The organism is Bacteroidales bacterium, assembly GCA_035353855.1.
Lineage (GTDB): Bacteria > Bacteroidota > Bacteroidia > Bacteroidales > CG2-30-32-10 > DAOQAK01.
Genome location: DAOQAK010000014.1, coordinates 66,321 through 67,780, shown reverse-complemented (window position 1 = coordinate 67,780; position 1,460 = coordinate 66,321). Strand labels below are relative to the sequence as shown.

Genomic DNA, 1,460 nt, shown 5'->3' with positions numbered 1-1,460 from the left:
TTGGGATAATGATTATCTGTTAAAAATCCTAAAAAATTAAAATGCGTTTGCCCTGCTCATAATACTTATTGTAACCTGTTATGAAAATTCAACAGCTCAGGGTGATTTAATGATATACCCTAAAAGAATTGTATTTGATGGTTCAAAAAGGCTACAGGAATTAAACCTTTCAAATATAGGCAAAGACACTTCCACATATATTATTTCAATAGTACAAATAAGAATGAAAGAAGACGGAGGTTTCGAAAACATTACACAACCTGATTCAGGACAATATTTTGCTGATAAATATTTACGCATCTTTCCTCATAAAGTTGTATTAGCACCTAAAGAAACTCAGGTAGTAAAAGTTCAATGTATAAATGCAGAACAGATACCAACTGGAGAATATCGCTCTCATTTATATTTCAAAGCAGTAGGACAAAGTAACAAACCATTAGGAGATGAAGATGCTTCCAAAGATAAAGATACCAATGATATTACTGTTAGTATTACACCTGTTTTTGGTATTACAATCCCTGCAATCATTAGAATTGGCGAATCTACTGCACAGGTAAGCTTATCGGATGTATCACTTAAAATGGAAAGTGATTCTCTCCCTATTTTAAAAATGAAATTTAGTCGTTCAGGAAATATGTCGGTTTATGGTGATGTAACTGTTACTTATATTTCACCACTAGAAGAAGAGACACAAGTTGCATTAGCAAAAGGTGTTGCTGTTTACACACCAAATACAAGCAGATGGTTTCAGTTATATCTTGATAAAAAAATTAAATATACCAAAGGAAAGATTCATATTAATTACTCAACTCAAGATGGCGTTAAATTAAGTGAAGCAGATATACTTCTTCAATAATAATTAACTTTTTTCAATTTAGATAATAAATATAAATTCAATATACAAACTCACTGAGTAAACTTAATGCATAAATTAATTAAATATTTATATATTTTATTATTATTAGGTGTTCATTTTACATCCAATGCTCAGGTAAAAATAACTGACGGATCGAACTTAACATTGGATAACAATTCAATTCTTGAATTAGAAAGTACAAATAAAGGGTTACTAATTCCCCGCATTACAATTAATGATATTAATAATGCCTCTCCATTAACAGCTCCGGTTCCTGAAGGAATGCTTGTATATAGTAAAGGTGGTTCTGTAACTGATGGTTTTTATTTTTGGAGTGGAAGCAAATGGATAAATATTAATACAGGTACTATAATTGGTCCAACTGGCGCTACTGGAGCCACTGGTGATAAAGGAGACAAAGGCGATACTGGTAATATTGGTGCTACCGGGGAAACAGGAGCTCAGGGTATAACTGGTGCTACCGGTGCAACCGGAGATAAAGGAGACAAGGGCGATACTGGTAATGTTGGTGCTACTGGTGAAACAGGTGCTCAGGGTATAACTGGTGCTACCGGTGCAACCGGAGATAAAGGAGACAAGGGCG

At 33.8% G+C, this 1,460-nt stretch carries 2 protein-coding genes; both read left to right on the top strand.

The features are described from left to right. Window positions 1-109 precede the first annotated feature (109 nt). The gene (locus PKK00_05225) at window positions 110-856 is read left to right on the top strand and encodes a hypothetical protein (GenBank protein HNW97798.1); all 747 of its coding nucleotides are present in this window, start codon (window positions 110-112) and stop codon (window positions 854-856) included. Window positions 857-922: 66 nt separating this feature from the next. Then, window positions 923-1,460, top strand: a 538-nt coding sequence (locus PKK00_05220) for a collagen-like protein (GenBank protein ID HNW97797.1), incomplete at its 3' end; no start/stop codon positions are given.

Excerpts from the sequence above, each read along its gene's own strand:
- PKK00_05225 (HNW97798.1), top strand. The coding sequence starts at position 110 with ATGATATACCCTAAAAGAATTGTATTTGATGGTTCAAAAAGGCTACAG.